Genomic DNA, 13,100 nt, shown 5'->3' with positions numbered 1-13,100 from the left:
TCGCATCGGTTGCAGGAAGGGCACATGCATTCTCTTTGGAGACCTGTGTGATTATACTCTCATTCCTACTCCCACTGCTGGTTTCTTTTACGCTCTCCAAGTACTTCGAGAATGGTACCTTCAGGACGCTTCTTACGTTTCCTATAGGGCGAGTCCGCTATCTGGCGGTGAAAAGCGGTGTTCTTATCGCACTATCATTTCTATTCCCACTTTTCACAACTCTTCTATGGATTAACATCTGGTATCTGCCATTTGTTGGAATCGAGTATTTCGCAATAATGTCGATTTCTGCCTTGGCATCTGTGTTCGTGATCACGTCAACCTCGATCCTTATCTCTGTTGTATCCCGGAACTCGTTTGCGACAGCCATTGGTGGACTTTCACTCTGGGGCGGAGTGTTTTATGTGAAAACAAACCGCGAATTATTGGAGAATTCTCCCCAGATTGTCCATACGATTAGACGGTTCCTCGATCCCTTGGGGTTCGCGAATTTCACGTTCTATAACTGGATGTCAGATTTCAACTTCGGGGATGTACTCGTTTCACTCGGGTTATCATTTGGTTTGAGTGTGATGCTTCTGGTTGTTGCTACAATCATATTCAAGAACGTGGAGGTATGAATGATGGAACTAAAAACAATCGGGCATCTATTAATCCTCATCGGGATTAGCTTCCTGATTCTAAGCTCCTTCGAATTTATGTACTATAATCCCAAAATAGAGGGGCCTATTGACCCTAATGAGGCGAAAGGCGAAATCTATGGATTCGCAGGACCTGTGGGATATGACCTTAGAGTTGAAATCAATGAAACAATTTCAATTTACGTCTTGGATTATGAGAATACGATGCGATTCATAGAAACACACGATATCGATAATGTATCGACCTTGGTTTCACTGGAAGATACCCGCAACTGCTCGGGAGTCTTCCACTTGAATATGCCTGGACAATACGGAATTTTCGCAATAAGTGAAGCCAATGAAACGCAGTATATTGACTTAGATATGAACCGACTTTATCCCCATACAGGATTATTTGTTCCCTCTGTGATTATGACAGCTATCGGTTTGCTTGGTACCGTTGTTCACAGGCTAATCATATACAGAAATTCCAAAGAGTAGGATTTCCCACACTCCACATTAAGAATGACATGTCCCGAGTCACCAATCTATCTTATGATCGCCTCTATCCGCTACTACTGTCCGAGGCGAGCAGACCGAAATTGTAGATCGTGCTGCACCTAGAGTTGCAAAAATTTGGTGTGAAGCCTCAGAGAAAACAGTATCTCCGTGCTCAGGATCTATTTTGTTTTGTTTGTGTAATTTGGGGAGCGCCAAGGCACAATCTTGCTATTTCTGTATAAGGATGATGCTAATCCTTTACAGAGACCTAGTTGACTTCCCACAACGCTTATCTTTACTTTCTCAACACTACTGGTCAATTGGCGTAAGCTGAGGGCAGGAAATACCAATGGGCGGTATCGATAAGGAAGTTATGTGGAGCAAGACTGTTACTCTGTTCCAAGACATGAAGCATGCACTACTCTCAATCTCGATAAGATACTGGATAGTTTATACGCTCGGGAGTGCGGTAGCCATCATCTTTTCCAGCCGACTTTCTGCACCGAATTGGGCAGGAACCTTTGGTGCTGCATATTACGCTGCTACTACCTCAGCTACAATCTACATACTCGGCATACCTTTCATCCTCTCTTCAGCGCTCTTCATGACTGCCCTAGGAAGAAAAGATCCGTCAGAAGATGGACAACAAACATCTCTGAGCGAAATGGCTGATTTTCCCGGCCGAATACTGAGTCTGTATCTTCTCAACTTCGCGGTCATGTTCATCTGGACATGCATTTCTTTCGAAATTACGCTATCTCGATATTCACACATATCCTTTCTCAGCCTGTTGCCATATATGCCTGCGGCAATCTTGGCTGCATCGATAACATCATGTTTTGTGACAATTCTAACCGCCGGTATAACTACTGCACTGGACGACTGGCGGCTGGCACTTGCATGCAATTTCTTTCTCTTCTTCGCTATGATGGTGATATTTGGAACAGTACCAGACATTCACTCCGAAACTGGCCTCCCTCTGTGGTCGCTCTATCACCTCCATAGATTTCTTGCGATTGCTTTCGCATCAGGGATTCCTAGTCCAACCTTTCCGGATCTCTGGACGAATCCGTATACGTCGGCAATGATATTCGGAATCCCATTAGCCCCTGTTGACTTGATAGCACCGGTAGCTGCCTGGTCAATTCTCTCACTGTTGTTGTTGCTTGGGACTCACCGGGCGCATACTCGTAGTGTTCGAATCTGGTATCTTCGTCATACAGAATTCTATGATGAACAAACAGAGATATCCGGAGAGCAACAACCTCCTACAAACGAGCGCACCGTGAAATCCTTGCAGAATACATTGCAAACACAAAGACAGCTTGTCGCAGCTTGTTTGATTCTATTCGTTGTTTTTGTTCCCATGGTGAATGGATTGATAGCAACTCGGGAGCGAGAGGAGAGTATCCACATACTGTATCAGAGTCCATCAGGCGGTGAGAGATTAAACCTGGATGTGTGGAGATACGGTAGCATTCAATTTGGGTCTCCTCCTGCAGGAGAATACAACTGGTACAGCATAGAAGTGGAAATCCTAAACTGGCATGATAGCCCTGAAGAAGTCAAATGCTATCGTATCCTTTCTCAAATTTCAATTGACACATTTGAATCGCTTAACAAGAGCGAAAGGGATGCCTTAGCAAGTGGATCTTCGACGATTTCAAAAGAGTATCCCGGAAGCGTTGGTGGGTTCTATAATCTGGGGCAAAATCACGGGACATATCTGTGGGGAATCATGTTTCTGGGCAGTGAAAATGAAAACGCAACAGGAACACTCACAACAAAACTCACGGTGATAATCAGAACAGCCTAGTGTTTCAATCTCACCGTTTTGATGTATTGTTTGCTGTTTGGAGAGCGAGCAGACCGAACGTATGGCTCCTGCGCTACCTAGAGGTGCCAAAATTTGGGCGGAGCCTCAGAAAAGCAGTACCTCCATCCTCAGCATTTCAGTTAGTTTTACTAGTCCGGTCTTTCAAGATTAGACTGATAATCCGTACCTCTCTTCCTTTGCAGTCTAAACATTATATACGCTGCGCAGCCATATGCGAGGATTGTAGCTGTGACGAAAGCTACTGTATTCAATGGTCCCGCACTGCCGTGGAATGGGGCCCATATTGGAACATAGAGCAGATAGTTAAAGCCCATCCAGATGGGCCATCCCAGTGCCAGACTACCTCCTATTATTATCACCATATTCTCGAAGGTCATTCGATATGCAGTATTCTTGATGAGCCAGACCCCAAGCAACACGATAGGAGTACCGACCGTGAAGAATACCGCATTCATCAATGTAATGTATCCTAGGCTGAATCCCAGCCATTGCCCAATTGCTAAGCCTATGTAAATTCCAAAAGCGAAGAGGAATGGATGTGTTCTTAGTACATTCCACATCTCATCAGTACTCATCTTTCCTATTTTCATTTTTAGCACCTCTACTACCAGATCCAATGTTCGCATCCGAAGAAATCACATGCAAGAGCACAGCCAACATGTACAGCTTCCATGTATTCGAGAATTGCCACGCAAACGGCACAGAACGGTGGATATGCCACGCAAGCAGCAACGCAGCCTGCTGCAACCGCAAGGTTGAACGCAATCTCGCACCAGAAAAACTCCCAAAAACCATCTATTATTGATCCATGGATATTCTGAGTAAGTTTGTCATATTCTTCTAACTGTGTCCTAATGAGTCTGGATAGAGTTTTGCTTTCCTTCTCGATATTCTGATACCTTTCACCAAACTGTACTAGCATCTCATCATCGCTTTTCTCGTATGCTTTTCCAATTTTGTTAGCGACTTTGCCATAGGCCAAATACTGCTGTGATAGTAGGGCCGATGTATTGAAATCCACAATCTCAAGTGTGGTAATTTTAGATTTCTCCACTGGTATATACATTATACTTGTGAAAGCACTCCCATAGGTTCTAGAATCGAAGGGAGTCAACAGGGTACTAGCAACAAAGACAGAATCTGTATGCTTGACTTGATACCGAAGTTGATAGAATTTGAAGGAACTGTCTTCTGTCATAGATTCTGTGTATGTGAGGCTTGCTGTTCTGTTGAAATCCTCTCCAAGTTCGATGTAGTTCCACATCAGAGTTCTAACTATAGTCACTTCATATGTTTCCCCGTTCAGTAAATATGACAGCGTCATGCGAGTCTGATTTGAATCCTGTTGCATAACAGTAGAAACAATCTCTGTGGGCATACTATTGATTAAGCGAGGTTGATTCTGATCCCTACATCCGCAATCTACTGGGTCTAAGAGAGCAGGTTCAATCTGTAACTTAATGTTTCCCTCAATAATATTTACTGTTGCATGATGGGAGGTTGTATACAAGCTATACCCAGCATCTATCCAAGCAAGTATTCCGCCAATCATATTATGCACATGCACAAAACCATGATCGGCCAGAAACTCTGATGCTTCTATACTTCTATATCCGGATCTACAATATACTATAATGTCATGTTTCTTATACTCCTCAAAATCCCCTATTCTAGTTTCGAGTTCCTTATGTGGTATTACTATTGCATTATGTAGATGGGTAACGGCACATTCAGTTCTGCTTCTCACATCGATAATAGCCAGATCTGATGAAAATTGTTTTCTTATCATGCGATTGGCTGTTCTTACCGAGATGTTCTCATAATCAACATCATCCGACGATAATTGTTCAGCTATCACAATCTGAGGCGACCAAAGGAGCGCCATTAGCAGTAAACAGAGAAACATGGCATGTAATTTACTACCCTGAATAAAAGATGCGTTTTTCACTATTATATTCCCACTAAATGTATGGTGAAGCCGCCAATATGATAGGATTGTAATCTTTTAAATATTCGTTTTTTTTTTGTAGAGACTTCTGTATGAAAAGTTACTTTCCATCACAACTCAAGACGTTTAAGCACTCTATGTTGGAAGAATCACATTAATCGGCAATTCTCTCTGTTGTTCTTCATATCGTCTCGAACTCCGATTTGCTCAATGTCTTCCCCTCATCATAATGAACACAATCTCCACCAGGCTCTTCTTCCTGTACTCATGAACTAGTTTCAACGCTCAGGTTTTTCGATATCCTCTGATTAACTCCTTGTATACTCGGGTACGTGGAATCTGGTTTTGGGTGTATTTTTCGGTTGGATATGAATCCAGTGATTGAAACCCAAACAATTCACCAGTTCCAAAATAGAATCAGGAAATGGTGGAAAGGTCTGCCAAGATGCGAATCATCAGACAATCAACGACCCAGCCTACGTTATCGTAAGTAGCATATCGTGGTCCAATTATTGAATTGGCTGGAATGTCATCCAAGTAGTTGACCATGGCTTAGCCTCCTGTGATGCGGAGAGGTATATTCTCCTCCATTAAAATATCTCAAATATCCTTTTTGAGTTGTCTGCAGATAGTTTGGTCAGGTGCGCAGAGCTATACTTAAAATGTGGTCACCAATGGTACGTGCGTGGAGAGAAGCCAATGAACCTGAAAGGTTGGCAGTATGCTTACTTGATTGGGATGATTCTGATTGCTGTTCTTATTGGTGTTGAAACAGCAGGTATTCACCTTGGAATTTACGTAGTTGCTTTGATTGAGCTTGTTGGCGGAGTCATGGTTATTGCTGGAGCCTGTGAAGCCTTTGTGATTTCGGTCGAAGGCATCTCCGAGAACCTGAACATGACCGACTATGTCAGCGGGATTTACGCAAGTATAGCAAGTACTATCCCAGAAATCTGTGTCCTCACATTCCTTCTCTTAGGCGGTGAGTACGAGATGGCCTGGGTACTTGCTCTAGCCACGATTTTCATGAATTCACTCGTGTTTGCTTTGTATACACTCCTACTGCCGAAGGATGAGACTGGCTCATACCAATTGCCTGATGCAATCAATTGGGTTGGGTCCGATCTACTATCAATGGGGTCTGTAATCAGTCTAGCTGTAGGACTTTCAATGTTGCTGGTTCATGTGTTTGCCCCCCCTGATATGGAAATTGCCGCTCACTTAACAAGCGACGAGCTGCTCGTTTTTGGTGCAGCGCTTCTTTCCGTATTCATTGCTTATCTCTACAGAATCACGAAGTACTATGGCAGATGCCTTCCGAGTGGCGAAGATGATCAGCGTGTTTGCGAAATCCATCATGAAGAGCTGACGCCGAAGAAGGTAGCCCTATTCCTCATATTGGCATCATTTGGTGCTCTCGTAGGCGGTGAAGCTCTTTCATCATTTGCAACATTCGCTTCTTCAGACCAGGGCTTGAATTTGAGCTTCATCCATGCGGCTCTACTATTGGTCATTTTCAGCGGAACCCCCGAGTATATCATCGTGGCATCAAGTCATAGAAAGGAGCGCATCGAGGTCGCGCTTTCAAATGCTTTTGGAGGAATTGTACAGGTTTTCTTCGTTGTCTTCGGCTACACCCTTGTTGCCGCAGGACTCATAGGTGGCGTTATTCCAATCGACCTGTTCTCCGTAGTTCTCCTCTTCTTTGCATTCCCAAGCATGTTCATATTACGGCAAATGATAGCCGATGATTCGAAAGTTAACGCTCTAGAATCCATAGCTATGATTGCAGTCTTCATAATGATGCTCTATCTGCTGCTAACTTGGGGCGTCTACACTATAGAGGTCGGCGGATAGAAGACAGAGGGTACCCATGCAGTACCGTCGATATAACTCTGGCATCTGCCATAATCGGATATCCTTAACGGAGTGAAACTCACTTGGGCCTTCTTACCCATGTGCCTATGACAAGAGCAATCCCTAGTGTCAGCACTACACCTAGAACAGCAATAGCCAACCACGCTCCAGAATCCAGAGGAGCTATCCCAAAGATTCCTCCATTTGGAGCTGTTGATTGAGGGGCCGCAGGACCAGTGTACGTGATTTCACGGTACTCGCTTGAATCAGCATACTGTGGTTCCAACGAAGTAAGCACAAGACCGGTATAGTCTTCGATTACAATGCCATACTGAAATCCGAGAGATATGATCTGTCTTCGAAGGGATTCGGTTTCGCCCTGCTGCAGTATAAGCAGCTTTAGGAAATCTATCCTCTGCAAGGCCCAGATTTTCTCAATATGACTATTATCCTTGGTTGCTGTTGAGGCTTGATCATTGTAAGTCTCATTCCCTGTGACATACTGGATGGATGTTGCAATCTGAATAGATTCGGAGTAGCGTCCCGCAATAACAATCTCACTGCCGTTGAAAAACGGGGTGTTATCGAGGCTCTGCAATGCCATGATTTCGGAGGCACCACTGATTGTGATATTGAAGCTGGTCGCTAAGGGTACTGCCATCTTCTTGTAGAAATCCATCAACTCTGTCGATGCGTCATCGCCAGGTTGGATGAAAGCAAAATACCCATGATTCTTGGCCGCGATACTTGCCAGCAAATCTTCATCCGCATCAGAACCAAAGGCGACAGTTGAGATGGAGACTCTTTTGCTGTTAGCTTCGCAGACTGCGGGAATGATTTCCTCTGGTAGCTGTAATTCTCCAGCGGTTGGCAATCCATCTGACAGTACGAGCATTACCTTAACGTAATCTCCACTGGTGAAGGTGTCCAAACCTTCCAGACAAGCTCCGTGGAAGTTGGTTGAGCCTTCTGCTGTGATTGAACTAACCCACCCTTGGGCTGTCTCTACGTTGAGCGACGAAGCGGAGTGCGGTTCCTCCCAGAGCAAAGCCACTTCTTCATTGAACTTAACCAGATTGAAGATGTCATTTTCGCCCAAATCCTCTACCATCGAACTAAATGCAACCTTCGCCTGTTCAATCTTTGGCCCTGACATTGAACCTGAGACATCAAGAACAAATACGTACTCTCGAGGGGCTTGTTCTTCGACTTCTTCTATGGTTGGCGCTAGCTTATAGACAAAGAAATTGTCAGTGCGGTTATTATGCGTGAGGAGCTCTGTACAACCAGCTCCTGTTTCGAGTGCATATTCTATTGCAAGGTTGGAGGGTACCAAAAAGTCTTCAGCTGAATATGAGAGTTGTACCCCATCTCCTAAGTCGGTAGCCTGAAAATCTTCTATGCCTGTAACAGAATAACCCTTGATGGTTTCACAGGTCGATCGAATATCAATCATCATGTCAAACTCTGCTTGCAATGCGGCTTCAACTGCTATGGGCAAAGTCATTTCATAGATGCCCAAATCACGAGTGAGTAACCCTTCAGCGAAGACTTGAAGAATCGCCTCTGTGTTGTTCTCAACGTTGATTTTTATTTCATAGCCGCCGGATTTTCGAATAACGATTGCAGCTGTTGCGTTTGCTTCGACGCTTTCATTATACGTTTCCTCAGCTTGCTGTTCTTCCATTATGTGGCCCCAGAATGTGAGGTTATTCATTTCAACTGAGATATTGCTTAGCCTGATCCCTTCTTGGAACCCGAAGAACCAGCTTGCTTGTCGTGCTTCGCTGGAAGCAGTATTGTCAAAGATCATTCTATAGGTGATGTTCACATAATTATCAACTATCTCTCCCTGAATGCCTACTGAGTCTGGCGCGAAAATGTCTTTCTGAGCTTGAACATGGTTAATGGCAAGTAGTGAATGAGCGCCCACAAGAATTACGATAATCAACGCTAGACTGCGAAACTTTCCTACCTTCATACCATACTATCTCCTTTTTGTGGGTAAAGTTGTTCCTGTGTGTGTTTCTACACATCAATATGTTCAAGCGGGAATTAGTAACCGTAATTTCAATTATTTATTCACACAAAGAATTATCAATCTAATTCTTGAACGGCTTGTTCTTATTTTCGTACAATGAAAAACAATCGTACCTGGTGGTCGGATGGATTCTGATTGTGACAATCTGGTGTTCTTCACTCGGGATAGGCAGCTTGAAGTTCTACTATAAGCCGTGAACCTTTCTCATAGTTATTGGCAACACGATTACGGATGCTTATTTCTCCTCCGAACGAGTTAACAAGAGCATTTGCCAGTGAGAGCTCTAGAGCGGCACCTTTTGTTCCTCGGGTAATCCTATTGAAAATGATCTCCCGCCTACTTGGTTTGATACCCTTTCCATAATCCACAATTTCAACAATCCAATAGTCCGCCTTGTCTCCTTCTTTGAAGTGCATTTCCGCTTCGATTATTGGTCGTTTTTCTGAATACTCTATGCAGTACAGAAAGATGTTGGAAAATGCGTCAACAAGAAGATCGTTTGCTAAAACGTAACAATTCTCTTTGTCTTGGGGAATTTCTATTGTCGGTTTTCGAGCTGTTGAGGAATAAGCAATTTCGTAGGCTCTCTCTAGACTCTGCTTCAGATTGATTGGCTCAAGATTATTCTTTTTACGTTCAACGGATAATAGTTTGCGCAGATTTGACACTAGACGTTCCGATTCGTGGAGTGCCTCCATAGCAGTTGTTATTCGTTCCTTTCTGGTATCTTCATCAACTTCATCAAGTAAAGCGAGTTCTAAACTAACTCTCATAGCTTGATGATAGTTGCTTACGTCATGCATCAGCACGTCAGCGAAAAGGCTTGCTCTTCGATCAGATGCTCGGGCTTTCGACATGGCATTTACATATTGCAAGCCGATTAGGGCAAGACCCACAGTTAATCCTGTTGCCATGAACAGCTCAGCTACCCACCAACCAATACTCCAATCAAGAAAGACACCCTTCAGCACATTGGGTACAATCCACAATGCAAGAAGCCGAGTAGCTACTACTTCAACTGGAGTATGCTTTCGTTGCCTTGCTGCAAGGAGAGAGAAAATGTATACAAATTGAGCCATATTAGCAAGGTTGAATCCTAGAAGCACAGTACGCCCAATGGGGCTGTGACGAAGACTCGGATTCTGTGTATGGATAATCCACTGAATAGCTTCTCCAAGAATTACAAAGGCAGCTGTTCCTAACAGGCCTAGAGCTAGCCAGCGAGAAGACTCTATGGGCTTCTTACTCGTTTTCTTTTGGAGTTCTAAAGCGAGGTAAACCAGCAGAACCGTTGTCAAGAAACTTCCTACGATATAGGGCACTACTGATTCACCCCATGAAAAACCCGTTACAAGTGTAAGAATGACCTCTGCAGCGTTAACTACTGTCCATGATCCAAAAAGGAATAGAAGGGGCGGTTGTTCAGGGCTCGGTTCGGAATCCGAGTATATTTTGATGAGATATGCCAGTACTGCGGACAGTGAGGTGGCAGCAATATGGGCAAGGAGATACGCACCTACGTCAATAATGTGAATATTACCAAACATGCTTTCAATGAGCAAAACTACTGCAAAAGGTGCAAATACAAAAATTACTGGTCCGCCTGCGTTTGCATATGCTTCTTTCACCGAGAGTCCTTGTTGACTGAACCATCGAAGGGCAATCGATACATATAGCAGGAAGAGTCCTATTACCTGCATTGTTAGGGATAATGGCCAGAATTGGTTTGAGGCAAGATCGACAAAGAACAAGGAAGCCACGCCCCCGGAAAGAATGATGCACCCAGTTGCAAAACGGAATACATTCACATGTGACATTCTATCCCGATAGAATATTGATAGCGCTACGGATAGAAGAAGAAAAAGAAACGCCCCGCCTCCAATAGAAGAGGATAGCCGTGTAGTGAATTCAGTGCCGATGTCTGAATGAATGATAAAGAAATGCCCTACGAAAAGCAAAATCGCTGTTAGACAGCCGCCAATCCCGAAAACAATTTTTCTTCTCTTGATATCAAAGTCAGTAATCTCGACGAGTACCGCGGTCAAGGTCAAAAATCCAATGATTTGGAAATCCATCATTTCATGGGCTACTCTCATTGAAGAGAACATCTGTAGAGGTGTTTGTGGATGCACTAATGCAATGACCGCGACGGAAAAATATCGTAGCCCACAGTACAGGAAGAGGAGTCCCATTATGCAACTGAACAAAGAGACTCTTTCTCGGATTCGCAACAGAATCGCTGAGAGGCCTGAAGCAGAAGTAAATGCGAGTATCGCATAATATGCTACAGCCGTCTGAGGAAATGCCCATATCAATTGAGTTGCATAGAAGATACCGATGATAGCTAGAGCAATGACACCTATGCTTGCCAGATTCTTCTCTCTAGTCAAGTAACATCGCTCTCTACGCTATCAGAATTCTGGTCTCTACTTGAAAATTGTTTTTGTTATTGGCTACTTGCAATCAAAGGAAGTACGTGACACCGCTACCAGCTTTGACAAGCTGGACGCTTCGATCTCCATCAAATAGAAAATTCATTCACTAACAGAGGACTTCCTGTTCGCCAAGCATCTGAATTTTGATAATGTGGTCCTTTCGAATAAACTCTGTCGCTGATTCTTTCTTCTTATGCTTTATACCCACTACATTATTGCCTACGAATGCCACAAGACCTTCAGCAATGATGGCCATGCTACGCCCGTAAATCCGTACTCTTGCTGCTGATTCGGCTGCTTCAGCTAGAACGTCATCGAAGGTCGTATTCCGTTCAATACTATTCATATTGGATACTTGTGCTCTTATTGTGATAAGGTTTCGGCTGTCGAAATCACTGAGAAGGTGGGATAGAGTTCTACCCGCCACCCGCGAACAGGGGGAGGATATCAATCTGGTCCCCGTCATTCAAAATGGTATCTATTCCCTGTTTCTGGAGAATTGGGACATCATTGACGTTTACCAAGACATCTCCATTCATCTTCTCCCCCTCGGGATTGAAAACGTATGTTTTGAAGACCTCACTGTGCTTTTCAATGAGATGACAAAAGACATCTCTGATTCTGACTCCACTGGACATTTCAACTGAATCTTTGGTCGTTAACATTTTCGAAGCTAGAATCCCGAAGTAATTAATGTCGATGCTCATTGGTTCACCTTGACATCTGGTATTATGATCCAAACCGTTTTCAACGTTTTGACTGTGCCGATGTTCTTGGGATAAGGCCTATATTCCTCAGAGACATGAATGAACAGAAGGGTGTTGTGAATATGGAATCCGAATCGTTGCTGTCGGAGTCCGAACTAACGAGATACAATCGGCAAATCATAATTGATGATTGGGGACAGAAAGGGCAGGAGAAGCTAAATGGTTCGACAGTCCTGATAGCCGGAATGGGAGGCCTTGGATGCCCCGTGGCTCTGTACTTGACTGCAGCGGGTGTTGGGAAAATTATCCTAGTTGACAAAGATGAGTTTGAGCTCAGCAATCTGAATCGGCAGATTCTGGCTTGGCAGCAAGACATTGGTCAACCCAAGGCGAAAACCGTGGCCGAGAAGCTTCTCCAGCTGAATCCGCATGTCCAAGCAGATGCACTGAAAACGGAAATTACCGAAGACAATGTGAATGACATTGTCAACGACTCTACTGTGGTGGTTGATGCCATGGACAACTGGACTACTCGGTTCCTACTCAATCAGGAATGCGTCAATCAAGAAATCCCATTTGTTCATGCCGGCATTCAAGGGCTTACCGGGCAAATCACTACCATAATCCCGGGAAAGGGACCTTGTCTCCGATGCATACTGCCTGAAGATCCAGAGGAAATGGCGACTTTCTCCGTTGTTGGAGCAACATCTGGTCTGTTTGCGATGCTGCAGGTTATGGAGACCCTGAAGATCATCGTTGGTTTTGGGGAAATACTTGAAGGAAGGATGTTGCTGTTCGATGGTGAACGAATGGACTACAGGTCCACGCAAGTGAGGCATAGGAATGATTGTCCTGTGTGTTCCCATTTGTGGGAATCATAGAATCGAACCTTCAGAATCTGGTTGGGCATCAAGTTCGTTATTGACAATCAATAGAAGATGGTATGAGAAAAGAACTACGAGTCATGCTCTAGGCGACACTAGGTAAGACAACTGCCACTATGATTATCAATTGAAAAACTAAACCGATGTCAATAGTTCCTTGCTTGAATATGAAAGAGCATTCATGATTGAGATTTACACCCATTTTGCTGGCAATCAGTACCGACTCGGTGAAAAAGAAGGATAGGTGGCCAAGAACTTGCTCTTGACCAC

General features: G+C 44.0%; 11 protein-coding genes. 5 read left to right on the top strand and 6 right to left on the bottom strand.

What is annotated here, in order from left to right; genetic code table 11:
* The first annotated feature begins 47 nt into the window (after window positions 1-47).
* The 3 genes from GF309_04445 to GF309_04435 all read left to right on the top strand — a co-directional run bounded on the left by GF309_04445 (window position 48) and on the right by GF309_04435 (window position 2,937).
* On the top strand, window positions 48-620 hold the full coding sequence (locus GF309_04445) for a hypothetical protein (GenBank protein MBD3158016.1): 573 nt from the start codon (window positions 48-50) through the stop codon (window positions 618-620).
* Window positions 621-1,121 (top strand): hypothetical protein, encoded by a 501-nt coding sequence (locus GF309_04440; protein MBD3158015.1) that lies wholly within the window; start codon window positions 621-623, stop codon window positions 1,119-1,121.
* 349 nt (window positions 1,122-1,470) lie between these two features.
* Window positions 1,471-2,937, top strand: coding sequence for a hypothetical protein (locus tag GF309_04435; protein ID MBD3158014.1), 1,467 nt, complete (start codon window positions 1,471-1,473; stop codon window positions 2,935-2,937).
* Between the two features lie 149 nt (window positions 2,938-3,086).
* Here the strand turns inward: GF309_04435 and GF309_04430 are convergent, their stop codons facing one another.
* Together GF309_04430 and GF309_04425 are read right to left on the bottom strand one after the other, a co-directional pair.
* Window positions 3,087-3,548 (bottom strand): hypothetical protein, encoded by a 462-nt coding sequence (locus GF309_04430; GenBank protein MBD3158013.1) that lies wholly within the window; start codon window positions 3,546-3,548, stop codon window positions 3,087-3,089.
* 14 nt (window positions 3,549-3,562) lie between these two features.
* The gene (locus GF309_04425; GenBank protein ID MBD3158012.1) at window positions 3,563-4,906 is read right to left on the bottom strand and encodes a hypothetical protein; all 1,344 of its coding nucleotides are present in this window, start codon (window positions 4,904-4,906) and stop codon (window positions 3,563-3,565) included.
* Between the two features lie 699 nt (window positions 4,907-5,605).
* Between GF309_04425 and GF309_04420 the strand changes: the two genes are divergently transcribed.
* Window positions 5,606-6,763 carry a hypothetical protein gene (locus GF309_04420; GenBank protein ID MBD3158011.1) on the top strand — a complete coding sequence of 386 codons (1,158 nt, stop codon included), beginning with the start codon at window positions 5,606-5,608 and terminating at the stop codon, window positions 6,761-6,763.
* A gap of 79 nt (window positions 6,764-6,842) precedes the next feature.
* On the opposite strand, the gene GF309_04415 is transcribed toward GF309_04420, so the two are convergent.
* The 4 genes from GF309_04415 to GF309_04400 all read right to left on the bottom strand — a co-directional run bounded on the left by GF309_04415 (window position 6,843) and on the right by GF309_04400 (window position 11,946).
* On the bottom strand, window positions 6,843-8,744 hold the full coding sequence (locus GF309_04415) for a VWA domain-containing protein (protein ID MBD3158010.1): 1,902 nt from the start codon (window positions 8,742-8,744) through the stop codon (window positions 6,843-6,845).
* Between the two features lie 215 nt (window positions 8,745-8,959).
* Window positions 8,960-11,194 (bottom strand): hypothetical protein, encoded by a 2,235-nt coding sequence (locus tag GF309_04410; GenBank protein MBD3158009.1) that lies wholly within the window; start codon window positions 11,192-11,194, stop codon window positions 8,960-8,962.
* A gap of 151 nt (window positions 11,195-11,345) precedes the next feature.
* The gene (locus tag GF309_04405) at window positions 11,346-11,585 is read right to left on the bottom strand and encodes a hypothetical protein (GenBank protein ID MBD3158008.1); all 240 of its coding nucleotides are present in this window, start codon (window positions 11,583-11,585) and stop codon (window positions 11,346-11,348) included.
* Between the two features lie 70 nt (window positions 11,586-11,655).
* Window positions 11,656-11,946, bottom strand: a complete 291-nt coding sequence (locus GF309_04400; GenBank protein ID MBD3158007.1) for a hypothetical protein — start codon at window positions 11,944-11,946, stop codon at window positions 11,656-11,658.
* 122 nt (window positions 11,947-12,068) lie between these two features.
* Between GF309_04400 and GF309_04395 the strand changes: the two genes are divergently transcribed.
* Window positions 12,069-12,827, top strand: a complete 759-nt coding sequence (locus tag GF309_04395) for an adenylyltransferase (GenBank protein MBD3158006.1) — start codon at window positions 12,069-12,071, stop codon at window positions 12,825-12,827.
* Window positions 12,828-13,100: the final 273 nt, after the last annotated feature.

The sequence above is a fragment of the Candidatus Lokiarchaeota archaeon genome (assembly GCA_014730275.1).
Taxonomy (GTDB): Archaea; Asgardarchaeota; Thorarchaeia; order Thorarchaeales; family Thorarchaeaceae; genus WJIL01.
Note: the sequence above shows the minus strand (reverse complement) of the source record. Positions and strands in the feature narration are given on the sequence as shown.

Coding starts and splice junctions, on each gene's coding strand:
- GF309_04440 (MBD3158015.1), top strand. CDS start 621: ATGATGGAACTAAAAACAATCGGGCATCTATTAATCCTCATCGGGATT.
- GF309_04435 (MBD3158014.1), top strand. CDS start 1,471: ATGGGCGGTATCGATAAGGAAGTTATGTGGAGCAAGACTGTTACTCTG.
- GF309_04430 (MBD3158013.1), bottom strand. CDS start 3,548: ATGAAAATAGGAAAGATGAGTACTGATGAGATGTGGAATGTACTAAGA.
- GF309_04420 (MBD3158011.1), top strand. CDS start 5,606: ATGAACCTGAAAGGTTGGCAGTATGCTTACTTGATTGGGATGATTCTG.
- GF309_04415 (MBD3158010.1), bottom strand. CDS start 8,744: ATGAAGGTAGGAAAGTTTCGCAGTCTAGCGTTGATTATCGTAATTCTT.
- GF309_04405 (MBD3158008.1), bottom strand. CDS start 11,585: ATGAATAGTATTGAACGGAATACGACCTTCGATGACGTTCTAGCTGAA.
- GF309_04400 (MBD3158007.1), bottom strand. CDS start 11,946: ATGAGCATCGACATTAATTACTTCGGGATTCTAGCTTCGAAAATGTTA.
- GF309_04395 (MBD3158006.1), top strand. CDS start 12,069: ATGGAATCCGAATCGTTGCTGTCGGAGTCCGAACTAACGAGATACAAT.